This window comes from Serratia sp. CY27727, assembly GCF_052169275.1.
GTDB lineage: Bacteria > Pseudomonadota > Gammaproteobacteria > Enterobacterales > Enterobacteriaceae > Serratia > Serratia sarumanii.
The window spans coordinates 938,676-962,853 of record NZ_JBJNLB010000002.1 but is presented as its reverse complement, the minus strand read 5'-3'; the positions used below and the strand labels follow the sequence as shown (position 1 = coordinate 962,853).

Annotated in this window: 23 protein-coding genes, 1 pseudogene and 1 other annotated feature; of the genes and pseudogenes, 13 read left to right on the top strand and 11 right to left on the bottom strand. The window is 59.2% G+C overall.

Annotated features, from left to right (window positions below):
* Nucleotides 1-61: 61 nt before the first annotated feature.
* From ACJ8HB_RS09555 to rnm, 4 genes are all read right to left on the bottom strand, one after another.
* On the bottom strand, nt 62-859 hold the full coding sequence (locus ACJ8HB_RS09555) for an alpha/beta fold hydrolase (protein ID WP_033634754.1): 798 nt from the start codon (nt 857-859) through the stop codon (nt 62-64).
* Nucleotides 860-1,007: 148 nt separating this feature from the next.
* The gene (locus ACJ8HB_RS09550) at nt 1,008-1,367 is read right to left on the bottom strand and encodes a Rap1a/Tai family immunity protein (protein WP_033634755.1); all 360 of its coding nucleotides are present in this window, start codon (nt 1,365-1,367) and stop codon (nt 1,008-1,010) included.
* A 115-nt stretch (nt 1,368-1,482) separates the two neighbouring features.
* Entirely contained in the window at nt 1,483-2,103 is a 621-nt protein-coding gene (locus ACJ8HB_RS09545) for an L-threonylcarbamoyladenylate synthase (protein WP_033643268.1), read from the bottom strand.
* A 47-nt stretch (nt 2,104-2,150) separates the two neighbouring features.
* Nucleotides 2,151-3,032, bottom strand: coding sequence for an RNase RNM (gene rnm, locus ACJ8HB_RS09540; RefSeq protein ID WP_047567156.1), 882 nt, complete (start codon nt 3,030-3,032; stop codon nt 2,151-2,153).
* A 253-nt stretch (nt 3,033-3,285) separates the two neighbouring features.
* Nucleotides 3,286-3,389, top strand: a sequence feature (Trp leader region).
* Between the two features lie 24 nt (nt 3,390-3,413).
* On the opposite strand from rnm, the gene ACJ8HB_RS09535 reads away from it, so the two are divergent.
* From ACJ8HB_RS09535 to ACJ8HB_RS09510, 6 genes and pseudogenes are all read left to right on the top strand, one after another.
* Nucleotides 3,414-4,976, top strand: coding sequence for an anthranilate synthase component 1 (locus ACJ8HB_RS09535; RefSeq protein WP_047567153.1), 1,563 nt, complete (start codon nt 3,414-3,416; stop codon nt 4,974-4,976).
* Nucleotides 4,976-6,572, top strand: a pseudogene (trpD, locus tag ACJ8HB_RS09530) (bifunctional anthranilate synthase glutamate amidotransferase component TrpG/anthranilate phosphoribosyltransferase TrpD). Before ACJ8HB_RS09535 ends, trpD begins: the two are co-directional and overlap by 1 nt.
* Before the next feature lie 3 nt (nt 6,573-6,575).
* Nucleotides 6,576-7,937 (top strand): bifunctional indole-3-glycerol-phosphate synthase TrpC/phosphoribosylanthranilate isomerase TrpF, encoded by a 1,362-nt coding sequence (gene trpCF, locus ACJ8HB_RS09525; RefSeq protein ID WP_079656981.1) that lies wholly within the window; start codon nt 6,576-6,578, stop codon nt 7,935-7,937.
* A gap of 41 nt (nt 7,938-7,978) precedes the next feature.
* Nucleotides 7,979-9,169, top strand: coding sequence for a tryptophan synthase subunit beta (gene trpB, locus ACJ8HB_RS09520; RefSeq protein WP_033634762.1), 1,191 nt, complete (start codon nt 7,979-7,981; stop codon nt 9,167-9,169).
* Nucleotides 9,169-9,975, top strand: a complete 807-nt coding sequence (gene trpA / locus ACJ8HB_RS09515; protein WP_047567149.1) for a tryptophan synthase subunit alpha — start codon at nt 9,169-9,171, stop codon at nt 9,973-9,975. The genes trpB and trpA overlap by 1 nt, the downstream gene beginning before the upstream one ends.
* A gap of 217 nt (nt 9,976-10,192) precedes the next feature.
* A complete protein-coding gene (locus tag ACJ8HB_RS09510) occupies nt 10,193-10,507 on the top strand; it encodes a BON domain-containing protein (protein ID WP_025303053.1) in 315 nt (104 codons plus the stop codon).
* A gap of 44 nt (nt 10,508-10,551) precedes the next feature.
* On the opposite strand, the gene ompW is transcribed toward ACJ8HB_RS09510, so the two are convergent.
* The gene (gene ompW, locus ACJ8HB_RS09505; RefSeq protein ID WP_004932076.1) at nt 10,552-11,184 is read right to left on the bottom strand and encodes an outer membrane protein OmpW; all 633 of its coding nucleotides are present in this window, start codon (nt 11,182-11,184) and stop codon (nt 10,552-10,554) included.
* A 286-nt stretch (nt 11,185-11,470) separates the two neighbouring features.
* Here ompW and ACJ8HB_RS09500 point away from each other — a divergent pair, with 286 nt between their 5' ends.
* Together ACJ8HB_RS09500 and ACJ8HB_RS09495 are read left to right on the top strand one after the other, a co-directional pair.
* Nucleotides 11,471-11,911, top strand: coding sequence for a YkgJ family cysteine cluster protein (locus tag ACJ8HB_RS09500; RefSeq protein WP_033634766.1), 441 nt, complete (start codon nt 11,471-11,473; stop codon nt 11,909-11,911).
* A gap of 34 nt (nt 11,912-11,945) precedes the next feature.
* A complete protein-coding gene (locus ACJ8HB_RS09495) occupies nt 11,946-12,698 on the top strand; it encodes a YciC family protein (protein ID WP_033647584.1) in 753 nt (250 codons plus the stop codon).
* A 52-nt stretch (nt 12,699-12,750) separates the two neighbouring features.
* Here the strand turns inward: ACJ8HB_RS09495 and ACJ8HB_RS09490 are convergent, their stop codons facing one another.
* Nucleotides 12,751-14,454, bottom strand: coding sequence for a SulP family inorganic anion transporter (locus ACJ8HB_RS09490; protein WP_047567147.1), 1,704 nt, complete (start codon nt 14,452-14,454; stop codon nt 12,751-12,753).
* 221 nt (nt 14,455-14,675) lie between these two features.
* Between ACJ8HB_RS09490 and ACJ8HB_RS09485 the strand changes: the two genes are divergently transcribed.
* A complete protein-coding gene (locus ACJ8HB_RS09485) occupies nt 14,676-15,215 on the top strand; it encodes a septation protein A (protein WP_004932082.1) in 540 nt (179 codons plus the stop codon).
* A gap of 76 nt (nt 15,216-15,291) precedes the next feature.
* Nucleotides 15,292-15,720: an acyl-CoA thioester hydrolase YciA gene (yciA, locus tag ACJ8HB_RS09480; protein ID WP_004932085.1), complete on the top strand. Its 429-nt coding sequence runs from the start codon at nt 15,292-15,294 to the stop codon at nt 15,718-15,720.
* 67 nt (nt 15,721-15,787) lie between these two features.
* Here yciA and tonB read toward each other — a convergent pair whose 3' ends face one another.
* Together tonB and ACJ8HB_RS09470 are read right to left on the bottom strand one after the other, a co-directional pair.
* Nucleotides 15,788-16,531 carry a TonB system transport protein TonB gene (tonB, locus tag ACJ8HB_RS09475; protein ID WP_016927510.1) on the bottom strand — a complete coding sequence of 248 codons (744 nt, stop codon included), beginning with the start codon at nt 16,529-16,531 and terminating at the stop codon, nt 15,788-15,790.
* Between the two features lie 236 nt (nt 16,532-16,767).
* Nucleotides 16,768-17,421: an epoxyqueuosine reductase QueH gene (locus ACJ8HB_RS09470; protein ID WP_025303057.1), complete on the bottom strand. Its 654-nt coding sequence runs from the start codon at nt 17,419-17,421 to the stop codon at nt 16,768-16,770.
* A 175-nt stretch (nt 17,422-17,596) separates the two neighbouring features.
* Here ACJ8HB_RS09470 and ACJ8HB_RS09465 point away from each other — a divergent pair, with 175 nt between their 5' ends.
* Together ACJ8HB_RS09465 and ACJ8HB_RS09460 are read left to right on the top strand one after the other, a co-directional pair.
* Nucleotides 17,597-17,893: a YciI family protein gene (locus ACJ8HB_RS09465; protein ID WP_033634770.1), complete on the top strand. Its 297-nt coding sequence runs from the start codon at nt 17,597-17,599 to the stop codon at nt 17,891-17,893.
* Nucleotides 17,894-18,065: 172 nt separating this feature from the next.
* Nucleotides 18,066-19,016, top strand: a complete 951-nt coding sequence (locus ACJ8HB_RS09460) for an amidohydrolase family protein (protein ID WP_094859890.1) — start codon at nt 18,066-18,068, stop codon at nt 19,014-19,016.
* Nucleotides 19,017-19,229: 213 nt separating this feature from the next.
* Here ACJ8HB_RS09460 and ACJ8HB_RS09455 read toward each other — a convergent pair whose 3' ends face one another.
* The 3 genes from ACJ8HB_RS09455 to ACJ8HB_RS09445 all read right to left on the bottom strand — a co-directional run bounded on the left by ACJ8HB_RS09455 (nt 19,230) and on the right by ACJ8HB_RS09445 (nt 22,914).
* Nucleotides 19,230-21,116, bottom strand: a complete 1,887-nt coding sequence (locus ACJ8HB_RS09455; protein ID WP_094859891.1) for a hypothetical protein — start codon at nt 21,114-21,116, stop codon at nt 19,230-19,232.
* Nucleotides 21,117-21,287: 171 nt separating this feature from the next.
* Nucleotides 21,288-22,289 carry a LacI family DNA-binding transcriptional regulator gene (locus ACJ8HB_RS09450; RefSeq protein ID WP_094859892.1) on the bottom strand — a complete coding sequence of 334 codons (1,002 nt, stop codon included), beginning with the start codon at nt 22,287-22,289 and terminating at the stop codon, nt 21,288-21,290.
* Between the two features lie 70 nt (nt 22,290-22,359).
* Entirely contained in the window at nt 22,360-22,914 is a 555-nt protein-coding gene (locus ACJ8HB_RS09445; protein WP_047571603.1) for a D-lyxose/D-mannose family sugar isomerase, read from the bottom strand.
* Nucleotides 22,915-23,142: 228 nt separating this feature from the next.
* On the opposite strand from ACJ8HB_RS09445, the gene ACJ8HB_RS09440 reads away from it, so the two are divergent.
* Complete coding sequence (locus tag ACJ8HB_RS09440; protein WP_094859893.1) at nt 23,143-24,177, top strand: NAD(P)-dependent alcohol dehydrogenase; 1,035 nt, start codon at nt 23,143-23,145, stop codon at nt 24,175-24,177.
* The last annotated feature ends 1 nt before the right edge of the window (nt 24,178 follow it).

The following is a 24,178-nucleotide window of genomic DNA, read 5'->3' as shown; positions in this document are numbered from 1 at the left end:
ATACAGGCTTTCTAAGGTGTTGAAACCCACTTTATCGCCGGAGGCCCCCTTCAGACGGCGTTCACGGCGCCAAAAAATCCTCCACCGCCCACAGCACCGCGTCGGGCCGTTCCAGAATGCCGAGGTGAGTGCGAGCCTCCCCCAAACGCACCACGGAGAAAAACGGCTGCTCGGCGGCAAATGCCTGCTGGCGCCGCAGATAGTCGTCGCGGCGATCCAGCGAGTAGATGTGGCGGCACGGCGGCGGCGCGCTCATTCCCGCCAGACGTTGCAGCGGCGAGCCGAATTGCCGGTAGGCCTGTTCGATGGCCACGCCGGCGGCACGCCAGAGCCGGTAATCTTCCTGCGCCATCTCGACCTCCAGATGGCGTTTGACCCGTTCGTGGCGGATGCCGCCCTGCCAGAAGGCGAACAAGGCGTCGCGCGCCGCCAGCCACTGCTGCGGCTGCTGCATGCGGCTCACCGCCGTAAAGAACGCCGGTTCCGGCTGCGTCATGATCCAATCGAGAAACACCATGCCCCGCACCCGCTGCGGCAACGCTTCGGCCAACGCCACCGCCAGCCAGCTGGCGTGCGCCACCGACAGAGTCACCACGTTGTCCAAACGCAGCGCCGTCAGTAGCTGACGCACATCTTCCAGCAAATCGTCCGCCGCGAGCGACATCTCCGCCGTTTTTGACGACAGGCCGTGGCCGCGCCAGTCGATGCTGATCACCCGATAACGTTCTGCCGCCAGGGCGATGAAGGGATCGAACACGGTTTTCGGCTCGCACCAGCCGGGCAGCAGCACCAGCGTGAGCGGCCCTGAGCCGATATCCTGATAATCGAGAGCGATGTTGGCGCTGTGAAATGTGGTCATATAACCTCCTGCGCGTCTCTCCCCGACCCGTTCGGGGGATGCCGACGATGCTAAGGTGACAGCGCCGCGGAGATTGATCTATTGAAGTTCGTGCGGAAAGTATGAGAGCGCACCTTATGAAAAAATGCGCACTAAATGGAATGCAAATTTAATGGCGCACGCAGGGATAGGCGGCGCTTAACGCCAGCATGATCACCGAAGGCGCAGAGTAATGCAACTGCTCGGGATGCTCGTTCAAATAGCGCATCACCGCATCGGCGGCCGTGCCGATACTCATCCCGGCTTCCGGGCAAATATTGCGGTTGCCCTGCATCGAATAAGTATCGAATACGCCGGCGACGTATCCCATAAACATGCCGCCGTTAAGCGCTTCGGCAACGGTGGCCTCACCGTTTTTATTTTTTACGTAACCGCCGGATTCCGCCAGCAAGGAACTGCCCGAATAAAAACCCGCATTTGCCATCGAGGAAAATAATAAGGCCGCTAAAAAAGAAACCCGTTTAATCATTGGTGCGCATCCTGCCCATTATCAATTCTGAAGTAGTCAAGAATAGCTGCTTTCACCCGAAATAGCGTCGCTTCAGCCGATTTTCAGACAATGGGCAAGTCGGCGACGGTTTACATCAGCGGAAAGGCGCCGCGTCGCCCGCCCCTTCACGCACCACTTCCGGCGAGGATTCGGTCAGATCGATAACCGTAGTCGGCTGTTGGCCGAGGAAACCGCCGTGGATCACCAGATCGACCACCTTGCCCAGGTGATCGCTGATCTCTTCCGGATCGGATTCGGCAAAATCATTGCCCGGCAGCATCAGGGTGGTGGACATCATCGGTTCGTTCAGCGCCTCCAGCAGCGCCAGCGCGATCGGGTTCGACGGCACGCGCAGGCCGATGGTTTTACGCTTTTCATTCATCAGGCGGCGCGGCACTTCCTTGGTCGCTTTCAGAATGAAGGTGTAGTTACCCGGCGTATTGTTTTTGATCAGGCGAAACGCCGTATTATCGACGTGCGCATAGGTCGACAACTCGGACAAATCGCGGCACATCAGGGTAAAGTTGTGGTTGCCGTCCAGCTGACGGATGCGGCAAATGCGCTCCATCGCCGCCTTCTCTTCCAGCATGCAACCCAGCGCATAGCCGGAATCGGTGGGATAAACGATCACCCCGCCCTTGCGCAACACCTCGACCGCCTGGTTAATCAAACGCGGCTGCGGGTTGTCCGGGTGAATATAAAAAAGCTGACTCATGACTTGCTCCTAAAATGATGCCCGCGCGCGTTGCCACGCGCGTAAAATCAGACCGCCTCGCCAGGCTGCGGCCAATCGCGCCACACCGGCTCGACGCCGCCCGGCAGCCACAGTTTGCGGCCCAGTTCGATCCACGAACAAGGCTGATGAAAATCAGAGCCTTGCGAGGCCAACAGCCGGTAGTCCTGAGCGTATTTCGCCAATTGCGAGCGCTCATGCGGCGCCTGCTGACACTGCGCCACTTCCATGGCGTCGCCGCCGTGTTCGGCGAAATGCGCCAGCAAACGTTTCAACCACTTCGCGGTCAGATCGTAACGGCCGGGATGCGCCATCACCGCCTGGCCGCCCGATTGATGAATCGCATCAATGGCTTGTTCTATTGTACACCACTGCGGCGGCACGTAGCCGGTTTTGCCCTTGGCCAGGAATTTCTTGAACACCTGCGCCATGTTGCCCGCCACGCCAATCTCCACCAGATAACGGGCGAAATGGCCGCGGGTCACCGCGCCGGCACCCGCCAGCCGCTGGGCGCCGGCATAGGCGTCGGGAATGCGCGCCTTACCCAGACGCACGCCGATCTCCTGCGCACGCCGATTGCGCCGTTCGGTTTGTTCCGCCAACAGCGCCACCAGCGCCGGGTGCGCGACGTCCATGCCCAATCCAACGATATGGATCTCATGATTTTCCCACAGCGTCGAGATTTCCACCCCGTTGACCAGCCGCAGTGGTAACGCCTGCTCCGCAATGGCGGCGGCGGCCTCGGCCAGGCCTGCGGTGGTGTCGTGATCGGTGATCGCCAGCACGCCCACGCGCATCTCGACCGCCCGCTGCACCAGCTGCGTCGGCGTCAGGTAGCCATCGGAGGCGGTTGTGTGGCTGTGGAGGTCGTACAGAGTAAAGGCGGTGGATGGGGGGTTACTGTCTGTCAAAACGGCTATCCGGCAATGGCTTGGTTTTCTATCATACCCGCGATCGGCGGCCGGACGGAAATCTATTCTGCCCCGGCCGCGGACGCCAGGCTGAATGATGAATAGAATTCACGCTGACCGCTAAAACATTGTGCAAAAAGAGGGTTGACTTTGCCCTCTCGAACCAGTTAACTAGTACACAAGTTCACGGCAACGGCCGTGTCGGATGAGCGTTAACAGAGAGAGTCTACAAATGAACAACTACATTTCTCTTCACGGTTGGTGGCGTACCTCCCTCTTGCGGGCGGTGTAATCGCGCATAGCTGTCATCTGACAATGCAGATTTCCTGAGCCCGCACCTGATGCGGGCTTTTTTATGGACAGAATTCACTGGAACCACCGATGATGAACATCAAACCACAAATGACATTGCTGAAGGCGCAAGCCAGCTACCGGGGCGACCCCACCACCATTTTCCACCAGCTGTGCGGCGCCCGTCCGGCCACCCTGCTGCTGGAATCGGCGGAAATCAACAGCAAACAGAATCTGCAGAGCCTGCTGGTGATCGACAGCGCGCTGCGCATTACCGCACTGGGCCACACCGTCAGCGTGCAGGCGCTGAGCGCCAACGGCGCGGCGCTGCTGCCGCTGCTGGACGAAGCGCTGCCGCCCGAGGTGCGCAATCAGGCGCGCCCCAACGGCCGCGAACTGACCTTCCCGGCGATCGACGCGGTGCAGGACGAAGACGCCCGCCTGCGTTCACTGTCGGTGTTCGACGCGCTGCGCACGCTGCTGACCCTGGTGGACTCCCCGGCGGACGAGCGCGAAGCCGTGATGCTGGGCGGCCTGTTCGCCTACGATTTGGTCGCCGGTTTCGAAGACCTGCCGGCGCTGCGCCAGGATCAGCGCTGCCCGGACTTCTGCTTCTATCTGGCGGAAACCCTGCTGGTGCTGGATCACCAACGAGGCTCGGCCCGTCTGCAGGCCAGCGTCTTCAGTGAGCAGGCGAGTGAAGCGCAGCGTTTGCAGCAACGCCTGGAACAGCTGCAGGCCGAATTACAACAAACCCCGCAGCCGATCCCGCACCAAACGCTGGAAAACATGCAGCTGAGCTGTAACCAGAGCGACGAAGAGTACGGCGCGGTGGTCAGCGGGCTGCAGGAAGCGATCCGCCAGGGCGAGATTTTCCAGGTGGTGCCGTCGCGCCGCTTCTCCCTGCCGTGCCCGGCGCCGCTGGCGGCCTACCAGACCTTGAAAGACAACAACCCCAGCCCGTACATGTTCTTCATGCAGGATGATGACTTCACCCTGTTCGGCGCTTCGCCGGAGAGCGCGCTGAAATACGACGCGAGCAATCGGCAAATCGAAATCTACCCGATCGCCGGCACCCGCCCGCGCGGCCGGAGTAAGGACGGTTCGCTGGATCTGGATCTCGACAGCCGCATCGAGCTGGAAATGCGCACCGACCACAAAGAGCTGGCCGAGCACCTGATGCTGGTCGATCTGGCGCGCAACGATCTGGCGCGCATCTGCCAGGCCGGCAGCCGCTACGTCGCCGATCTGACCAAGGTGGACCGCTATTCGTTCGTCATGCACCTGGTTTCCCGGGTGGTGGGCACCCTGCGCGCCGATCTCGACGTGCTGCACGCCTACCAGGCCTGCATGAACATGGGCACCCTGAGCGGCGCGCCGAAGGTGCGGGCGATGCAGCTGATCGCCGCCTCCGAAGGCACGCGCCGCGGCAGCTACGGCGGCGCGGTAGGCTACTTCACCGCCACCGGCGATCTGGATACCTGCATCGTCATTCGTTCCGCCTACGTTGAAGACGGCATCGCCACCGTGCAGGCCGGCGCCGGCGTGGTGCTGGATTCCGTCCCGCAGGCGGAAGCCGACGAGACCCGCAACAAAGCCCGTGCCGTGCTGCGTGCCATCGCCACAGCGCACCATGCCAAGGAGGTGTTCTGATGGCCGATATTCTGCTGCTCGACAACGTCGATTCCTTTACCTACAACCTGGTCGATCAGCTGCGCGCCAGCGGCCACCAGGTGGTGATTTACCGTAACCAGATCGCCGCCGAGGTGATCATCGAACGCCTGGAGCACATGACCCAGCCGGTGCTGATGCTGTCGCCCGGCCCCGGCACCCCGTCCGAAGCGGGCTGCATGCCGGAACTGCTGCAGCGCCTGCGCGGCCGGCTGCCGATCATCGGCATCTGCCTCGGCCACCAGGCGATCGTCGAAGCCTACGGCGGCCAGGTCGGCCAGGCGGGCGAGATCCTGCACGGCAAGGCCTCGGCGATCGTTCACGATGGCGCAGGCATGTTCGCCGGCATGGCCAACCCGCTGCCGGTAGCGCGCTACCACTCGTTGGTCGGCAGCAATATCCCGGCCGATCTCACCGTCAACGCCCGGTTCGGCGAGATGGTGATGGCGGTGCGCGACGATCATCGCCGCGTGTGCGGCTTCCAGTTCCACCCGGAATCGATTCTGACCACCCACGGCGCGCGCCTGCTTGAGCAGACCCTGGCCTGGGCGCTGGCGAAGTAATATAAGGAACACGACGATGCAACCTATTCTTGAGAAACTGTACCGCGCCGAGTCGATGAGCCAGCAGGAAAGCCAACAGCTGTTCAGCGCCATCGTGCGCGGCGAACTGGAGCCGAGCCAACTGGCGGCGGCGTTGATCAGCATGAAAGTCCGCGGCGAGCGCCCGGAAGAGATCGCCGGCGCCGCCAAAGCGCTGCTGGACGACGCTCAGCCGTTCCCGCGCCCTGACTACCCGTTCGCCGATATCGTCGGCACCGGCGGCGACGGCACCAACAGCATCAATATTTCCACCGCCAGCGCCTTCGTAGCGGCGGCGTGCGGCGCGAAGATCGCCAAACACGGCAACCGCAGCGTCTCCAGCCGCTCCGGCTCTTCGGATCTGCTGGCGGCGTTCGGCATCCGCCTGGATCTGCCGGCGGAAGAAGCGCGCAAGGCACTGGACGATCTCGGCGTGTGTTTCCTGTTCGCGCCGCAGTACCACACCGGTTTTCGTCACGCCATGCCGGTACGCCAGCAGCTGAAAACCCGCACGCTGTTCAACGTGCTGGGCCCGCTGATCAACCCGGCGCGTCCGCCGCTGGCGCTGATCGGCGTTTACAGCCCGGAACTGGTACTGCCGATCGCCGAAACCCTGCGTGTGCTGGGCTATCAGCGTGCGGCGGTGGTTCACGGCGGCGGCATGGACGAGGTGGCGATCCACGCCCCGACGCACGTGGCGGAATTGAACAACGGCGAAATCAGCAGCTACCAGCTCACGCCGCAGTCCTTCGGATTGGAAACCTATCCGCTGGAAGCCTTGCTGGGCGGCACGCCGGAAGAAAACCGTGACATTTTGGCGCGGCTGTTACAAGGTAAAGGCGAGCCGGCGCACGCCGCGGCGGTCGCGGCCAACGTCGCGTTGCTTCTGAAGTTATTCGGACATGAAGACCTGCGCCAAAATGCGCGGCAGGCACTGGATATGATCAACAGCGGGCAGGCCTATGAGCGTGTCATCGCACTGGCGGCAAGAGGATAAATGATGCAGGAAACCGTGCTACACAAGATTGTCCGCGACAAAGCGCAATGGATCGCGGCGCGACAACAGCAACAGCCCCTGGCCGGCTTTCAGAACGACATCGTACCGAGCGAACGCAGCTTCTATCACGCGCTGCAGGGCACCCGGACGGCTTTCATTCTCGAATGCAAGAAGGCCTCGCCTTCCAAGGGACTGATTCGCGAGAACTTTGATCCGGTAGAGATCGCCACGGTGTATAAAGATTTCGCCTCGGCGATCTCGGTGCTGACCGACGAGAAATACTTCCAGGGCAGCTTCGATTTCCTGCCGCTGGTCAGTAAAACCGTCAGCCAACCGGTATTGTGCAAAGACTTTATCATCGATCCCTATCAGATTTACCTGGCGCGCTACTATCAGGCAGACGCCATCCTGCTGATGCTGTCGGTGTTGACCGACGAGCAGTACCGCCAGCTGGCGGCGGTGGCCCACAGCCTGAATATGGGCGTGCTGACCGAAGTGATCAGCGAAGAAGAGCTGCAGCGCGCGATCGCGCTGGAAGCGCGCGTGGTCGGCATCAACAACCGCGATCTGCGCGATCTGAGCATCGATCTGAACCGCACCCGTCAGCTGGCGCCGCGCGTGCCGCATGGCGTGACGGTGATCAGCGAATCGGGCATCAACAACTACGGGCAGATCCGCGAGCTGAGTCATTACGCCAACGGCTTCCTGATCGGCAGCGCGCTGATGTCGGAACCCGATCTGCGCGCCGCCGTGCGCCGCGTGATCCTGGGCGACAACAAAGTGTGCGGCCTGACCCGTCCGCAGGACGCCGCCGCCGCCTATCAGGCCGGCGCCATCTACGGCGGGCTGATTTTCGTCGGCCGCTCGCCGCGCTATGTGGACATCACCCGCGCTCGCGAAGTGATCTCCGGCGCGCCGCTGAAGTACGTCGGCGTGTTCTGCGACGCCCAGGTCGATACCGTGGCGTTGACCGTTGAGCGCCTCGGTCTGCACGCGGTGCAATTGCACGGCGCAGAAGACCAGGCCTATATCAACGCCCTGCGCGCCCGCTTGCCGGCCGATTGCCGCATCTGGAAAGCGCTGAGCGTGAAAGATCGGGTGCCGGCGCGCGATCTGCAGCATGTCGATCGCTATCTGCTCGACAACGGCGCCGGCGGCACCGGCCAACGCTTCGACTGGTCGGTATTGCAAGGTGAAGATCTGACTAACGTGATGCTGGCGGGCGGCCTGCGCGCCGACAACTGCGTCGAGGCTGCCAAGCTCGGCTGCGCCGGGCTGGACTTCAACTCCGGCGTGGAAAGCGAACCGGGCATCAAAGATCCCGCGCGCCTGGCCTCGGTCTTCCAGACCCTGCGCGCCTACTGAATACGGCTCAACATTAATAACGGATAATAACGGGAACTCTCATGACGCTGCTTAACCCCTACTTCGGCGAATTTGGTGGCCAATACGTGCCGCAAATTCTGATGCCGGCTCTGAAACAACTGGAAGAAGCCTTTGTCAGCGCCCAGCGCGATCCTGCATTCCAGGCGGAATTTATCGATCTGCTGAAGAACTACGCGGGCCGCCCGACGGCGCTGACGCTGTGTAAAAACCTCACCGCCGGCAGCAACACCAAGCTGTACCTGAAGCGTGAAGACCTGCTGCACGGCGGCGCGCACAAGACCAACCAGGTGCTGGGCCAGGCGTTGCTGGCCAAGCGTATGGGCAAAACCGAGATCATCGCGGAAACCGGCGCCGGCCAACACGGCGTCGCGTCGGCGTTGGCCTGCGCGCTGCTCGGCCTGAAATGCCGTATCTATATGGGCGCCAAAGACGTCGAGCGCCAGTCGCCTAACGTGTTCCGCATGCGGCTGATGGGCGCGGAAGTGATCCCGGTGCACAGCGGCTCCGCCACCCTGAAAGACGCCTGCAACGAAGCGCTGCGCGACTGGTCCGGCAGCTATGAAACCGCGCACTATATGCTCGGCACCGCCGCCGGCCCGCATCCGTACCCTACCATCGTGCGTGAATTCCAGCGCATGATCGGCGAAGAAACCAAAGCGCAGGTGCTGGAGCGCGAAGGCCGCCTGCCGGATGCAGTCATCGCCTGCGTCGGCGGCGGCTCCAACGCCATCGGCATGTTCGCCGATTTTATCGATGACGCCGACGTTGGGCTGATCGGCGTGGAACCTGCCGGCCTGGGCATCGAAACCGGCCAGCACGGCGCGCCGCTCAAGCACGGCCACGTCGGCATCTACTTCGGCATGAAGGCGCCGATGATGCAGACCGCCGAAGGCCAGATTGAAGAATCCTATTCAATTTCCGCCGGGCTGGACTTCCCGTCCGTCGGGCCGCAGCACGCCTACCTGAACAGCACCGGCCGCGCCGAATACGTGTCGATCACCGACGACGAAGCGCTGGAAGCGTTCAAGGCGCTGTCGCGCCATGAAGGCATCATCCCGGCGCTGGAATCCTCGCACGCCCTGGCGCACGCGCTGAAAATGATCCGTGAAACGCCGCAGAAAGAGCAGATCCTGGTGGTCAACCTGTCCGGCCGCGGCGACAAAGACATATTTACCGTTCACGACATTTTGAAAGCACGGGGAGAAATCTGATGGAACGTTATCAGCAACTGTTCACGCGTCTGGAAAGCAGCAAGGAAGGCGCCTTCGTCCCGTTCGTGACGCTGGGCGATCCTAATCCGGCGCTGTCGCTGCAGATTATCGACACCCTGATCGAAGCCGGCGCGGACGCGCTGGAGCTGGGCATCCCGTTCTCCGATCCGCTGGCGGATGGCCCCACCATCCAGAGCGCGACGCTACGCGCCTTCGCCGCCGGCGTCACGCCGACCCAGTGCTTCGAGATGCTGGCGGCCATCCGCCAGAAGCATCCGACCATTCCCATCGGCCTGCTGATGTACGCCAACCTGGTGTTCCATAAAGGCATCGATGCGTTTTACCAACGCTGTGCCGAAGTGGGCGTGGACTCGGTGCTGGTCGCCGACGTGCCGTTTGAAGAGTCTGCGTCGTTCCGCGCCGCCGCCGCGCGCCACGGCATCGCGCCGATCTTCATCTGCCCGCCGAACGCCGATGACGATCTGCTGCGGGAAATCGCGTCGCACGGCCGCGGCTACACCTATCTGCTGTCGCGTGCCGGCGTCACCGGCACCGAAAGCCGGGCGCAGCTGCCGTTGCATCACCTGGTGAACAAGCTGCGCGAGTACCACGCCACGCCGCCGCTGCAAGGCTTCGGCATCTCCGAACCCGAGCAGGTGAAGGCCGCGCTGCAGGCTGGGGCCGCCGGCGCGATCTCCGGCTCGGCAATCGTCAAAATCATCGAACAGCACCATGCCAACCCGGCGGAGATGCTGACCAAGCTGGCGGCCTTCGTCAGCAATATGAAGCGCGCCACCCGGGCGTGATCCTCTTCAGCGAGCGCCCTGCCGGCGCTCGCTTTAACAGCTTGTTTCCCCTCAAAGTTTGTTCCATTTATTTACAGCAAAAATTTGAACAAACCCAGGTCTTGTCTCACAATGAATTTTGTTCGCTATGCATTTCTTCGTTTGATTTGGGGAATGCGCTCGCTGCGGCGAAAAACCGTAGCGAATTTCAACCATAACATTGCATGGAGAGTAATTTATGAAGCTGTTTAAAACCCTTTCGGCCTTGTGCATGGCAGCCGTTGTGGCGGTCGCGGTGAGCGCTTGCGCGCCGACGGCAAAATCAGAGGGAACGGGCGGTTATATCGATGACACGGTGGTCACCACCAAAGTGAAATCGGCACTGCTGGCGGATAAAAACATCAAGTCACGCGAAATCAGCGTGGAAACCTTTAAAGGGCGCGTACAGCTGAGCGGCTTCGTGACGTCCAGCGATGACGCCAACCGTGCGGTGCAGGTCACACGCGGCGTGGCCGGCGTGAAATCGGTTGAAAACGTAATGCAGATTAAATAATACCGACACAGGGAGGCGCAACGCCTCCCTGCTTGGAGCCTTCATCAGAAGCGGTACCCCGCCCCGAACATGAACACCCACGGATCCAAACGCGTATCGAAGCTGTGGTGCCCGCCATTCGCATCGTTGAAGCGAGTTTTGGTTTCGATATTCATCCACCACACCGACATGTTCAGCATCCAGTGCTCATCCAGGTTGTAATCCAGGCCGGCCTGCGCCGCCACACCCCAGGAATCTTTCAGATCGAGATTGCTCAACCCGGCGCTTTTGCCGTAGTCGTTGAACTTCTCATCGAAGAAAGTGGTGTAGTTAACGCCGACGCCCAGGTAAGGACGCAGTTTGTCCTGCTTATCGCCGAAGTAGTATTGCGCCATCAGCGTAGGCGGCAACTGGTGAACGGTCGCCAGATCGGTGCCGCCCAGCGTCACCTTGTGGCGGAATGGCGTTGCGGCCAACAACTCAACGCCGATGTTGTCCGTCACCATGTAACCGAAGGTTAGACCGAGCTGGGTGTTGTTTTTCGCATCCAGCGAACCCAACCCCAGCACGTTGTCCGAACCCGCATTTGGACGCACCGTCGCGGTGCCCGCGCGGAACAGGAAATCACCGGCCTGATGCGCACTTGCCAACATAGGCGCCATCATCGTCGCCAATACCATCAGAGTTGTCTTTTTCATTATCCATTCCATTTGTGTGGTTAATCTCTCGGGATGGAATATACCTACTTTCGGGTATTTGTGATCCCATCGAGATCACATCTTATGTGTAAAAATTTAAAATCCTACTAAAAACAAGGTTACCTAACCGCCTAATAAATCAAGGATTGATCTGCATCAAAAAATCGATTTTGTTGCAAATTATCTACATGTTCAAATTTCGGTTGCGGAGAAAATTGCGGCTGAGGTAATTTCATTTTCCGTGTTGGTTTTGGTTGGTGCCGTGAGGAGTCGGCGGGCAATCAAGATGAGCGAAATCCTTAATCCCTGTGTCAGCTGCGGCGCATGCTGTGGCTATTTTCGAGTGTCATTCTATTGGGCCGAAGCCGAAGACGGCGGCGGCACCGTCCCTCTTTCCCTGACGGAGCCTTTGACCCCGTTCCTGCGCTGCATGCAGGGGACCAACAGCAAGTCCCCCCGCTGCAACGCGCTGGACGGCGAGATCGGCAAAGCCGTGTCCTGCTCGATCTACCTCAATCGGCCCAGCCCGTGCAGAGAGTTCGATCAGTCCGGTGAAAACGGCCTGCGCAACGAAGCCTGCGATCGCGCCCGGGAACGCTACGGCCTGCCGCCCTTGCCGGTGCCCCTGCCGCTGTCGCTGCCTGAGACGACGATCGTTGAAGAAATAGGCGTAGTGCAATTCGCGGGGTGCCACAGCGGCGTGGAACAGGGTACAATCACCCACTGATTTATCTCTGTTTTCCCGACGCCAAGGAGTCTGCATGTCTATCACGGCCAACGCTTTGTACCGTGACAGTTTTAACTTTTTACGCAACCAACTGGCCAGCATCCTGATGCTGGCGTTGTTGACGGCGTTTATCTCCGTGCTGCTGAATCAGGCCTTCAGCCCCGATGCCGAACAGTTGGCGACGCTCGCTGCCACCACCAGCGATTTCGCTTCGTCTACCGGTATGGGCATTCAGGAAGTGATCCAGCAGATGACGCCGGAACAGCAGATGGTGTTGCTGAAAGTGTCGGCGGCCGCCACCTTCTCCGCGCTGGTCGGCAACGTGCTGCTGGTCGGCGGGATGTTGACGCTGATTCGTCTGGTGTCGCAAGGGCAACGCACCAGCGCCCTGCGCGCGCTCGGCGCCTCGGCGCCCGACTTGCCGCGCCTGCTGCTGCTGCTGTTTATCTGCACCCTGCTGATCCAGCTTGGCCTGACGCTGTTTGTGGTGCCGGGCGTGCTGATGGCGATCGCCTTCGCGCTGGCGCCGGTGATCGCCTCGGTCGACAAGAAAGGCGTGTTCGCTTCGCTCAAGCTGAGCAGCAAACTGGCCTTCGCCAATGCGCGCGTGATCGTGCCGGCGATGATGCTGTGGCTGGCGGCCAAACTGCTGGTGCTGTTTTTGGTGAGCCATCTGTCGGTGCTGACACCGAACGTCGCCAGCGTGGTGTTGACCGCGTTGAGCAACCTGGTGTCTGCCCTGCTGCTGATCTACCTGTTCCGCCTGTATATGCTGCTGCGCGGCTAACGCCGGCGTCAGCGAAAATCAAGGGGCACGCTTCGGCGCGCCCCTTTTTTGTTTACCCCATCACGACGGCTTCCGCCTGCTCCTTACTCTGAATCAGCTTCAGCGCCAGATACAGATCCGGCACCAAAATCAGCTCTTTGTCGCGCCCTAAGCGGTTGATGCGGAACCAGCGCGTCAGCTCGGTGCGGCGCCCCGCCAGCACCAGCCTAACGTTACGCTGTAACAGATCGCGTTTCAGTTCGTCGATGGCCGCCAGCACGCTGATGTCGGCATGGGTAAAACTGGCCACCGCGTCCACCACCACCCAACGCGGCTGGAACGGCGTACCGTCGACCAAATTGAGAATGCGGCGTTTGAAGTACGCCACGTTGAAATAGGTCAGCGGCGAATTGAAACGATACATCATGACGCCGGGCACCGCCTTCACCCCATTGTTGTTGCCCATGGAGTGGATCATGCCTTCGTCGTTGACGCCCAGCAGCTGTTCCGTCGGCCGGAAGACGGTGCGCAAAAACTGCATCAATCCCAGCAACACCGCCAGCCCGATGCCGCTGATCACCCCCACCAGCAGCACGCTGAGGAAGGTAAACAGCGCCAGGCGGAACGCCTGCGCGTTGCGACGGCGCAAGATCCAGATGCCGCGGATGTCCAGCAGTGACCAGGCCGCATACATCAGCACCACCCCCAATCCCGCCACCGGAATAAACTGCAGCGGCGACATCAGGAACAGCAAGACGAAGGCAATTACCGCGGCGGCGATGATCGACACCAGCTGGCTCTTGCCGCCGTTGGCGTCATTCACCGCGGTGCGCGAGTCTGCGCCGCTGATGGCGAAACCTTGCGACAGCGCAGAGACGATATTCACCAGCCCCAGCGCGCGAAACTCGGCGTCGGCGTTCACCTCATAACCGTTTTTGGCGGCAAAGCTGCGGGCGGTGAGCATCATGCTGACAAAGCTCACCACCGCCAAGTTGAGCGCCGGGATCACCATGTCGCGCAGTAAACCGGGCTGGAAATCCGGCCACTGGACGATCGGCAACACGCCGCTGAAACCGCCCACCGTCACCACGCCATGCTGTTGCAGGCCGCCGGCCCAGGTCACGAACGCCGCCAGCACGATGGCGAACAGCGGTGCCGGCCAGTTAGGCCGCCATTTTTTAAATCCGAGCAGCGTCACCAGCGTCAATAACGACACCGCCATCGTCAGCCAGTCGCTGTGCAGCAGGTTGCCGGGCAGCGCGTAGATGCGCTCGATCAGCTGCGCCGGGCGCACCGTGAACCCCAACACCTTGCCGATCTGATCGACCATAATGGTGATCGCCACCCCGTTCAGCAACCCGCTGAGGATCGGCCGCGACAGCAGATCCGCCAGCGCCCCCAGCTTGAACCGGCTGGCCAGCAGGCACCAGCCGCCCATCATCGCGGTCATCATGATGGTCAGCTGCCAATGGCGCTCCATATTGCCCGCCGCCAGCGGCGTCACCACCGCGGCGATCACCGCACAGGTGGCGGCGTCGGGCCCGACGATCAGCTGGCGTGACGAGCCGAACAGCGCATAGGCCACCATCGGCAAAATACAGGAATAGAGCCCCACCACCGGGCTGACCCCGGCCAGCTCGGCATAGGCGATGGCCACCGGCAAGGCGACGGCGGCGACGGAAAGGCCGGCGCGAATATCCGGCTTGAGCCAACTGCGTTGATAGCCCAATAAATGCGTCAAACCAGGCGTCAAGGCCTGGAGAGATTTCCACTGCATGCTGTTTTCCGCGGTAAATTATCTGGTTATTATGCTACTTACTATGCGGCCTGCGGCGCGCGCTGGCAATGCGCCCGCGCTTTCTCGCGTAAGTTTATGCAAATTCCTGCTTTCGCGGCAGAAATCCGCCGGCCAAACGCCGATAATCGGCAGCGCCCGGCGGTACACAGAGCTCGCCGAATCCGGTATAGTCGGCCGATGAACAGATGATGGATTGATTTATGAAGCAGTTTCTTGATTTCCTCCCGTTAATTGTCTTTTTCGCTTTTTACAAGCTGTACGATATTTACGTCGCTTCCGGCGCGTTGATCGTCGCTACCGCACTAGCGCTGGTGTTCACCTGGGTTAAATACCGCAAGGTCGAGAAGATGACGTTGATCACCTTCCTGATGGTGCTGGTGTTCGGTACCCTGACGCTGGTGTTCCACAACGATTTGTTCATCAAATGGAAGGTCACGGTGATTTACGCGCTGTTCGCGCTGGCGCTGCTGATCAGCCAATGGGTGCTCAAAAAACCGCTGGTTCAGCGCATGCTGGGCAAAGAGCTGACGCTGCCGGACAAAGTGTGGAGCAACCTCAACCTGGCCTGGGCGGTCTTCTTCCTGGCCTGCGGCTTGGCGAACATCTATGTCGCCTTCTGGCTGCCGCAAAGCGTCTGGGTCAATTTCAAAGTCTTTGGCCTGACGGTGCTGACGCTGGTCTTCACCCTCCTCAGCGGTATCTATATTTACCGGCACATGCCGGAAGAACAGAAAAAATAGTTACAAAATTGTTAATGCCTGCGGCGCTTGTCGCGGGCAGTATGATGTTATTCCCTCCTTTTAAAAGCAGACTGCTATGACACAACAACGACCTTTACCCAGCGGCGAGCTGGTGCTGCGCACGCTGGCGATGCCGGCCGATACCAATGCCAACGGTGATATCTTCGGCGGCTGGCTGATGTCGCAAATGGATATCGGCGGCGCCATCCAGGCAAAAGAGATCGCCGAAGGGCGCGTGGTGACCGTGCGCGTGGACGGCATGACCTTCCTGAAACCGGTGGCGGTAGGTGATGTGGTTTGCTGCTATGCGCACTGCATCCGTACCGGGCGCAGCTCGATCACCATCAATATCGAAGTGTGGGTCAAGAAAGTCTCCTCCGCCCCGATCGGCCAGCGCTACCGGGCGACCGAAGCGGTGTTCACCTATGTGGCTGTCGATGCGGAAGGCAACTCGCGCGCGCTGCCTGAGGGCAAAATGAATTTCCGCGTCGGCTTCGAAGAATAAACTGACGCTACGCCGCAAATGCAAAAAGGGTCGCCGAGGCGACCCTTTCTTTTTGTGTTGACCGAACTCAGTTCAATTCAGTCGTGCCGTTCAGCTTGAAGCGGATAGTGACGGTGCGATCTTTCGCTTCTTTGGCTTCATAGCGCCACTTGCGCATCGCCTGCTTCACTTCACGCTCAAACATGTTGCGCGGCTCGGCCGACAAGATGCGCACGTTGCTCACGCGCCCGTCGCTGTCGATATCGAACTGTACCCGCACGTTGCCTTCGATCTGCAAAGCCTGGGCCCGCGGCGGATAGAGCGGATTGGCGCGGCTGATCGGCCTTGGCCCGACCTCGCGCGAGTTGCCCTGCACCGGCGCAGCAGGCGCCTGTTTCACCGGCGCTTTATCGATCGGCTTGGCCGGCGAATCGTTGTTGAACGGCGACGGCTCGCGCGGCTCGACCTTCTTCGGCTCCGGTTTGACCTGTTTTTCGACCTTCGGCTTCGGCTTAGGCTTCGGTTTCGGCTTGACCGGCTCCGGCTTCACGATCGCCTTCGGCGGCGGCTCCACGATAGGCTCCGGTTCTGGCTCCGGCTCAGGTTCAACCTGCGGCGGTTCCGGCTCGGCCGGCGCCGGCGGTGGCGGTTCGGCCATCGCGGCGGTGTTGACCATCATGACGCTGATCGGCGCGTCCTCTGGCTTCGGCAGCTCCACCACTTCTTTTACCGAAGCGTAAAGCAATCCCGCCACCAGGGCGCTGTGCAGGCCTACGGACAAGACGAAAGGCACGGATATACGGCGATTAAGGAACATCTTTTTTAGCGGCATAATGATTCTGTTTCCTCTGGTTCGCCAAGTTTAAATGCAAATAGCAATCATATTCAATAACGAAAGGCAAACTATCGCTTTAATCGTCAGTATGCGCGGCTAAAACCAGCAAACTCATAAGGATATTAACCTGGCCGTTGCTTTTTTATCGCCGGAACACCACGCTTCATTAACGTTTCGCCTGACGTCAAAAAGTAAAAAACCCGCCGTAGCGGGTTGATTGCGGTGATTAAGCGTTATTCTTCATCGCCATAGTAAAGCACGCCCAGCTTGATCAGCGGCCGCCCTTGCGCCTTGCGGTGCAGGTTGGTGTCGCGCAGCGAATAGACGCAGCCGCAGTATTCCTGCTGATAGAAGCGTTCGCGCTTGCTGATCTCTATCATGCGCGACGAACCGCCCTTCTTGCGCCAGTTGTAATCCCAGTACACCAGGTCAGGATACTTTTCCGCCGCGCGAATGCCGCAGTCGGTGATCTGCTGCATGTTCTTCCAGCGCGAAATGCCGAGCGAGCTGGAGATGGTGTCGTAACCGTGCTCATGCGCATACAGCGCCGTGCGCTCGAAACGCATGTCGAAACACATGGTGCAACGAATGCCGCGCTCCGGCTCATTCTCCATCCCCTTGGCGCGGGCGAACCAGTTGTCGGTATCGTAATCGGCATCGATGATCGGCACCCCGTGCTGCTCGGCGAAGCGGATGTTCTCTTCCTTGCGCAGCAGATACTCTTTTTGCGGATGAATATTGGGGTTATAGAAGAAAATGGCGTACTCGATCCCGGAGGCCTGGATCGCTTCCATTACCTCGCCGGAACAGGGCGCGCAGCACGAATGCAGCAGCAGTTTGCTTTTGCCCGCCGGCAAATCGAGTTTTTCCCTTACCAGTTCCGTCATGTCCTCACCTCAATGGCATATCAGTTTAAGCGCGCCGCACTATACGAATAAAAAGTAGCGGCTTCAAGGCATAAGCGCCAATCCGCCGGGAAATTCGCCCTACGCCGTTCCCCTGTCGCGCCTTTTGCGCTACCTTGGTAGCACCGTTTTATAGCCATGATTTTAAAGGTGAAACATGCTTTATCTGATCTACGCGCAAGACGTCCCCAACTCGCTGGAAAATCGTCTGGCGGTGCGTCCGGCACACCTGGCGCGCCTGCAGGCGCTGCGCGACGCCGGTCGCCTGGTGGTCGCCGGCCCTAACCCGGCCATCGACAGCAACGATCCCGGCGCCGCCGGCTTTACCGGTTCGACGGTGATCGCCGAATTCGAGTCGCTGGCGCAAGCCCAGGCCTGGGCGCAACAGGATCCCTATATCGCCGCCGGTGTCTATGCCGACGTGACGGTGAAACCGTTCAAGCAGGTGTTCTGATCTCCAGCCCTCCCAATACCGGGAACGCCCGTTTGCGCGCCGTTCCCGGATCAATGCGTGCTCTCCCCCTAACCCGTCGGTAGAAAAAATGCTCTCCCTTCAGGAGGCGTCGCGTCGCCTGCCTATACTCTCCTGAACCCGCGGCATCGCCGCGAAGCCGGGAGATAGACCGATGCGACTCGACGTACACGCTCACCTGTGGAGCACAGAGTATCTGGATCTTTTGCAAGCGCATGGCGTGCACGACGTCGCCGCCTATCGGCAACTGGGCGCCGGCCGCACCGAGCGCGAACTCGACGCCCGCTTCGCCCTGCTGGACAGCGCCGGCATCGACATGCAAATCCTGTCGGCGACGCCGCTGTCGCCGCATCTGGAAGACGAACAGGCGGCCGTTGATGCCGCGCGCCGGATCAATGATGAATATGCGGAACTGGTAGCGCGTTATCCCACCCGCTTTCGGGCTATCGCTTCTTTGCCGCTGCCGCATATCGACGCGGCGTTGCTCGAGCTTGAAAGGGCCTTTACCCAGCTCAATATGCTGGGCGCCTGCATCACCACCTCGGTGTTCGGGCTGTCTATTGCCAACCCGCTGTTCGAGCCGCTCTATCAGGAACTCAATCGCCGCCACAGCGTGCTGGCCATTCATCCCGCCGGCCGCGGTGCGCATTCGCCGCTGATCGCCGATTACGCTTTGACCTGGTCGATTGGCGCGCCGATCGAAGACACGGTCGCCGCCATGCACTTTATTCTCCACGGCATCCCCCAACGCTTTCCGGAGATGAAAATCATTGTGCCGCACCTGGGCGGCCTGCTGCCGATGACGCTGGAGCGTCTCGACCAAACCGTCGCATGGGAAGCGCCGCATACGCCGGAACCGCCGAGCCGCGCCGCTCTGCGCATGTGGTACGACACGGTAGGCCACGATCAGGTGCCCGCATTGCAAGCGGCGGCGGCGACCTTCGGCGCAGAGCGGCTGCTGTTCGGCACCGATTTCCCGTTCCAGCCGGGCGACCTGTTTCAAACCACGGTGGACTACATCCGCCGTGCGGAATTGCCGGAGGCAGACGTGAACGCCATTTTGGATCGCAATGCGGCGGCGGTGTTTGGGCTGGGCGCGGACTAAAGATCCGTCCTCATTCAGTAACGGGCAGGAGACTCCATTCCAGCCCCGGATTCCGGTTAGCTCAAGTGGGTTTTTTATGCGGCTCTTTAAAAAGTCGCGCTTCACGTAGCGCCAGCGACAGCCGCGTAAAGCGCTGCGGCGTCAATGTCGCACCCCCCCTCGTAATAACGGGGTGTGCGACATGCCGTGACAGGTTAATGTTGGGAAACTGCGTCAGACCTGTCGCAGATAAACATCCGTAATGCGCAGGTCAAAGTTGCTTTTCATTTCGGTGACGTCAATAAGCAAGAAAGCGTGCGTAGCCCAGTCCGGCGCTCGCTCGAAGGCGGGAGGCTGCGTAGGATAGCCCTGCATTTGGCCTGGGATGATAACGCTCTTCAGATCAGATTCATTGCCGCTAAATTGATAGGTATAAACGTGACCGGTTTGCTGCTTGAGAATTTGGGGTTCAACGTCCTGGTGCGGACCATATTCGCGCAGTTTCGCCCATAAGATTTTGACCTGGCAGCGTTGCCCATCACCCGCGTAAGTGTTGGCGCGAACATGGTGAATAACGCTGCCGTAACCTTTCAGGCTGAGGGTTCCCAGCACCGCTTGGAACACACCATCACCAGCGGCCGCGTTGCGCCCCAATGAAACGAAATCGGCCTGGCGAATAAGGCTAAAATTGGTGCTGTTAGCCGTACCCCACCCGTAGCGAGATTTGCGTACCGTATTAACACCTCCCGGCGGCAGAACCCAAACTTCCTCAGTCCATTTGTCGCTACCGTTGCTATACGTCGTGCCATCCAGCCAATTGTCCTCTACGGCGGTATCGGTTCGCACCTGAGTTAACAGATAAGGCCAGGCGATAGGCAATTGCGTATTACGCAAAGAGACAGAACCCGTGCCATCAATCCAACCACTGACGTTGGTGTCACCACCTTGTTGCATCTGACCGATATTGACTTTATCAAACACCACTCGCGCCAAATCCCCCACATAGAATGGGTTAGAGGTTGTCGGATAGGCCGTTGGGCTACCGCCGGCTTTGAAGGTAAACAGACCGCCGATAATATTGACCTTGCAACGTTTAGCATCCGGGATGTTCAGGATGTAATTTTGTGGGCCATAGCCTTCAACGTGACAATCGCGGAAAATATGTTGTCCACCCTCGATATGCATATACTTTCCGACATGGCTGGAGGAGGTTTGCGGTCCGTTTTTACCGTAAATGTAATCGAAGGAACAGTTTAAGAAATAGCTGTACCCTCCCTGTAATTTCACCCCGCAATTACTCTGAGCGAAAATGCAGCTATGGAAATTCATCTCTTCACCGGAATTGGAAGTATTGTCGGGGAAGTAATAGCAAATGTCGCAGTGATTGAAACTAAAGCCGTACATGCGCAGGAAGTAAAAATCGGTGGTGCCTGTTATGCCATAGGCAAAACCTTCGATCCCGCCGCCGATAAAGGTCAGCGAATTGCGACCATAGCTTGCCGAGAGCGAAGTAGAAAACGTCATGCCATCGACAAATGAATTGGCCCCAGGTCCAATCATACGCAAATTTTTCACGCTGAGATTGCCCTGGGTATAACCGGCGTTGTTTTGCCATTGAATCGCGACGTTGCGGTCGATGCTGTTGCCTTGTGTCATGGCGCTAAAATCCAACAAGGCGCCGGAAAAATCGTAATCAACGGTTTTCAAATCCAGCTTCAGCGTTTTCGTACATTTAAATTGTCCGCTCCCGAACTGCAGATTGCCGTTTTTCAATATACGAGAACCGCTGGAGACAGCCTGTGAACTGGCATAATCGTGAGCAGCCTGAATGGCAGTGGCATCCTCTGAAATACCGTCACCTTTCGCGCCGAACATATAAGGCGACACTGTGCCGGCCACGTCCAGAACGCGCACCCACAACCAAGCGGCGTTAGGGCGGATGAACATCCCGCCGTCATCCATCGGTGTAGATTGTGCTTTGGCGACGAAGATACCGCCGCCGATGGGCTGACGATTGCTGATATTCCAATCGCCGTAGTATGCGGTCACGGCGATCAATTCGCCGACCGCGCCAGGAAGAGTGTTTCGCAACGTAGCGATATCAGGGCAGGTATTCATCATATTATCCTCATGTAATTACTGTATATACATACAGCCATGTGACTCTATAAGCGAATGAACCGTGCATCAATAGCGGGGATGTTGTTCTATTACCCACCGAACATACCGGTCAATTGGATATAACGCTTCCTTTCGCTCCCGTTATCCCCATACAAAGGCAGAGAAAGGCCGCTACGCGATGAGTTTTCCCCGCACCACCACCTTGCCCGGCTTGATATCGGGGTCGGCAATGCGCCGGATCGCCAGATTCAACGCTTGCCAGGCGATCTCTTGCAAATCATGCGACACGCAGGGGAAATGAAAACCGTAGATCTCAGCATGTGAAACCTCATCGATGCTGAACAGCGACACGTCCTGCATCAACGGCAGCCGGTGTTCAATGCAGGCCTTGATAATGCCCAGGGAGATCTGGTTATTGCAGCCGACGAAAAAGTCCGGTGCGCGGTTATTGGCCAGCCATCGGCTCGTCTCTTGCCAAGCGACATCCATAAAGAAATCGGCATACAGCACTTCAAGCGACGCCACCTTGCCTTGTAATGCCGCATGCAAGCCAGTGACCCTGTCACGCGCCACGTTGGAGTTTTCCGGTCCGGAGACCACCACCACCCGCTGCGCCTTCTGTTCCAGCAGCCAGCGCCCCGCCTGGAGGCCGCAGTCCAGGTTATCGATATACACCCCGCTGCAGTGGCGATTGTCCAGCTCCCGGTCGATCAGCACCACCGGAATATTCAAGGTTTCCAACCGTTTTAGGTAGGAAGGCTGGTACAAATGATCGTTGGAAATGACCGAGAGAATGATCGCATCGACGTTGTAGCCAATCAGTTTGTCGATGATTCTGTCTTCGCTTTCCTGAGACTCATAGGAGTCGAACACCAGGGTGTCGTATCCCATTTTTTGCGCTTCAAGCGTCATCAGCCGCGTCAGACCGCCAAAGAACGGGTTGGCCATATCAGGGTTGACGATACCGATGGTTCTGCTGCTTTTCGCCCGCAGGTTGCGCGCTGCGGCATTGACCACATAGCCGAGCTCGGCAGCGGTCTCCCGAATGCGGCGCAGCGTTTCCGGATGAACTTTGTCCGGCTGTGAAAATGCCCGCGACGCGGTGATTTTACTGACGTTTGCCTGTGCGGCGACGCTAGCCAGCGTCGCTTTCCGTCCTCGACCCACTGCCAAATGCAGCTCCTTAGCTTTTAGTATCATTTTGTACCATTAACAACATCATGACAGAACTTTCATCGTGGCGCTAATGATTTACGCCCGCCAGGCGGTTAATCCGGGGATCGGTAAAGATATCCAGCTCGTCACGGCTCTCGGAAGAGAACTCGGACACCACCGCCCCCCGCTTTCCAGCCTGAAACCAGTGCCGGGTATTGGGCGCGATGGTGTATTGCTCGCCCGGCCGCAAGAGGATATAGCGATTGCAGGTATACCAAGGCTCCGCGCCCTCTGGCACCCGGCATACCGGTTCACCGCCGGCGTCATTAAGCGTCAGGTTTTCATCATCGACAAACAGAAACACCTCGCCCCAACGGCAGCGAAACGTCTCTTGCTTGCCCGGCGTGCCGGCGAAAGGAGGATGCAAATGTTCCGGGCAAGTCTGCTCTGGAAACAGCACCAACTCTTTCGCACAATAGCGAGGCGAGTTGATATAGGTCAGCAGTTGCAGCCCTGAGGCGGGATAGTCGGCCAGGCCAAATGTCGCAATTTCAATACGTTGCTGTTCTTCTTCGGTCAGAATAATGTCCGCCTTGCGCAAATATTCCAGCGTAGCGGCTATGGCGCTTTGTTGTTTGTTCATCATTTCCCCTGCAAAGTAACGGTATCGATATCAGCACGCTGATATTAAAACCGTCATTGCATCGCCGATTTTGTGATCGCTATCCCCATATTGAATAACAACCCACCAGCAAAATTAACTCTCGTCGAGTAATTCCAACATCGATCACAGTTTACCCCCTCGCTTTGGCCCAATATCGCCGCATTGAAATGATATCGTTACCATAAAAATGATTCACCAGGAGGCAATATGAAAGCATTAGTGTTGGCCAAAGCGGGGGAAATCGCTATCGAGGACGTCCAGCTTGCCGAAACGCTGGGCCCCGATGATGTGCAGATAAAAATTCATTCCGTGGGCATCTGCGGCAGTGATGTGCACTATTACCAACATGGCCGCATTGGCCCGTTCGTGGTTAACGCCCCGATGGTGCTCGGCCATGAAGCCTCCGGCGTGGTGCTCGCGACAGGTAAAAACGTCACTCACCTCAGCATCGGCGATCGCGTTTGCATGGAGCCCGGCATTCCCGATCTCAACTCGGCGCAGACGCGCGCCGGTATTTACAACCTTGACCCGGCCGTTCGCTTCTGGGCGACGCCGCCGGTGCACGGCTGCCTGCGCGAAACCGTCATCCACCCTGCCGCCTTCACGTTCAAATTGCCGGACAACGTCAGTTTCGCTGAAGGCGCCATGGTGGAACCCTTAGCCATCGGCATGCAAGCGGCCACCAAAGCCGGGATCAAACCCGGCGATATCGCGCTGGTGATCGGCGCCGGGCCGATCGGCGTGGTCACCGCCCTCGCGGCGCTGGCGGGCGGCTGCTCGGACGTCATAATTTGCGATCTGTTCGACGAAAAACTCGCCGTTGCGGCCAGTTACGAGGGGCTGCACGCCGTCAATATCAAAACCGGCGACCTGGCGGGGAAAGTAGCCGCCCTCACCAGCGGCAATGGCGCCGATGTCGTGTTTGAATGCAGCGGCGCGAAACCGGCTATCGCTACGCTGGCCGAACATGCGGCGCCCGGGGCGACCGCCGTGCTGGTCGGCATGCCGATCGATGCCGCGCCGCTGGATATCGTCGCCGCGCAGGCCAAGGAAATTACCTTCAAGACCATTTTCCGCTACGCCAACATGTACCCGCGCACGCTGCGCCTGTTGAGCAGCGGCAAGCTGCGCGTCCAGCCGTTGATAAGCCAAACCTACAAGTTCTCCGACAGCGTGGCGGCCTTCGAGCGCGCGGTGGCGGGACATGCCTCAGACATCAAAATCATGCTGGAGATGGAGTGAT

Excerpts from the sequence above, each read along its gene's own strand:
- ACJ8HB_RS09490 (WP_047567147.1), bottom strand. The coding sequence starts at position 14,454 with ATGCAGTGGAAATCTCTCCAGGCCTTGACGCCTGGTTTGACGCATTTA.
- ACJ8HB_RS09555 (WP_033634754.1), bottom strand. The coding sequence starts at position 859 with ATGACCACATTTCACAGCGCCAACATCGCTCTCGATTATCAGGATATC.
- ACJ8HB_RS09510 (WP_025303053.1), top strand. The coding sequence starts at position 10,193 with ATGAAGCTGTTTAAAACCCTTTCGGCCTTGTGCATGGCAGCCGTTGTG.
- ACJ8HB_RS09465 (WP_033634770.1), top strand. The coding sequence starts at position 17,597 with ATGCTTTATCTGATCTACGCGCAAGACGTCCCCAACTCGCTGGAAAAT.
- ACJ8HB_RS09550 (WP_033634755.1), bottom strand. The coding sequence starts at position 1,367 with ATGATTAAACGGGTTTCTTTTTTAGCGGCCTTATTATTTTCCTCGATG.
- ACJ8HB_RS09545 (WP_033643268.1), bottom strand. The coding sequence starts at position 2,103 with ATGAGTCAGCTTTTTTATATTCACCCGGACAACCCGCAGCCGCGTTTG.
- tonB (WP_016927510.1), bottom strand. The coding sequence starts at position 16,531 with ATGCCGCTAAAAAAGATGTTCCTTAATCGCCGTATATCCGTGCCTTTC.
- ACJ8HB_RS09440 (WP_094859893.1), top strand. The coding sequence starts at position 23,143 with ATGAAAGCATTAGTGTTGGCCAAAGCGGGGGAAATCGCTATCGAGGAC.
- ACJ8HB_RS09455 (WP_094859891.1), bottom strand. The coding sequence starts at position 21,116 with ATGATGAATACCTGCCCTGATATCGCTACGTTGCGAAACACTCTTCCT.
- yciA (WP_004932085.1), top strand. The coding sequence starts at position 15,292 with ATGACACAACAACGACCTTTACCCAGCGGCGAGCTGGTGCTGCGCACG.
- ACJ8HB_RS09485 (WP_004932082.1), top strand. The coding sequence starts at position 14,676 with ATGAAGCAGTTTCTTGATTTCCTCCCGTTAATTGTCTTTTTCGCTTTT.
- trpA (WP_047567149.1), top strand. The coding sequence starts at position 9,169 with ATGGAACGTTATCAGCAACTGTTCACGCGTCTGGAAAGCAGCAAGGAA.
- trpB (WP_033634762.1), top strand. The coding sequence starts at position 7,979 with ATGACGCTGCTTAACCCCTACTTCGGCGAATTTGGTGGCCAATACGTG.
- ACJ8HB_RS09500 (WP_033634766.1), top strand. The coding sequence starts at position 11,471 with ATGAGCGAAATCCTTAATCCCTGTGTCAGCTGCGGCGCATGCTGTGGC.
- ACJ8HB_RS09445 (WP_047571603.1), bottom strand. The coding sequence starts at position 22,914 with ATGAACAAACAACAAAGCGCCATAGCCGCTACGCTGGAATATTTGCGC.
- ACJ8HB_RS09535 (WP_047567153.1), top strand. The coding sequence starts at position 3,414 with ATGATGAACATCAAACCACAAATGACATTGCTGAAGGCGCAAGCCAGC.
- ompW (WP_004932076.1), bottom strand. The coding sequence starts at position 11,184 with ATGAAAAAGACAACTCTGATGGTATTGGCGACGATGATGGCGCCTATG.
- ACJ8HB_RS09495 (WP_033647584.1), top strand. The coding sequence starts at position 11,946 with ATGTCTATCACGGCCAACGCTTTGTACCGTGACAGTTTTAACTTTTTA.
- trpCF (WP_079656981.1), top strand. The coding sequence starts at position 6,576 with ATGCAGGAAACCGTGCTACACAAGATTGTCCGCGACAAAGCGCAATGG.
- ACJ8HB_RS09470 (WP_025303057.1), bottom strand. The coding sequence starts at position 17,421 with ATGACGGAACTGGTAAGGGAAAAACTCGATTTGCCGGCGGGCAAAAGC.
- ACJ8HB_RS09460 (WP_094859890.1), top strand. The coding sequence starts at position 18,066 with ATGCGACTCGACGTACACGCTCACCTGTGGAGCACAGAGTATCTGGAT.